General features: G+C 32.2%; 1 protein-coding gene. It reads right to left on the reverse strand.

What is annotated here, in order from left to right:
- The coding region (locus HMPREF2794_RS29185) for a hypothetical protein (RefSeq protein ID WP_168166635.1) at positions 1-702 on the reverse strand (702 nt) is incomplete at both ends.

Consider the following 702-nt stretch of genomic DNA (forward strand, 5'->3'; position numbering starts at 1 on the left):
TATAATCATTTCTATATTCTTCTAACGCTGAATCTATAACGCCCAAATCATACTTATTCATATACTCATGCATACTAATATCACGTTGTTCATTAGTCGTCCATTCATTGGTATCTTTATCTATAAAAATATCAATAAATTCCTGACTATATCCTTTTTGCTGCAAGATATAAGCCGTATCAAACTTTTTATTTTCAGCTTGAATACGAGCATCATTAAATATTGCAAAATGATTCGCATGTATAGCCTCATGGGTTAAGGTGACAACTAATGCCTCATCAACAGAATTCACTTTACTCCAATCATAACCAATATTATCTATCCTATTGAGTGGAATATACCAACCTTGATCAGTTATATACTGACTATTAAAAACTATATGATAAGAGTCATCAGATTTCCATGTTGTATAAGCTGTAGTATTCTCATCCATATCTTCTATGCTAAATGTCAGATGTAAATAGCCCTTATCAAAATAACTAAGCAAAGTTTTAAGTACAGAATTACTCTTTAAAATATTCACCATCTGTTCGTTAAATACAGGCTGAGAATCTAAATTTAAAGTAAAGTTTCTTATATTGCCAATATCTACGCCATCAGTCAAAGCATTGCCAGAACTATCTCCGGAAGTACTACCAGAACCTCCACCACCAGTTAAATACCCTTCACCATAGTTACCATATCCATAGTAGTAACCATTTC

The organism is Bacteroides sp. HMSC067B03 (assembly GCF_001811315.1).
GTDB classification, from domain to species: Bacteria; Bacteroidota; Bacteroidia; order Bacteroidales; family Bacteroidaceae; genus Bacteroides; species Bacteroides faecis.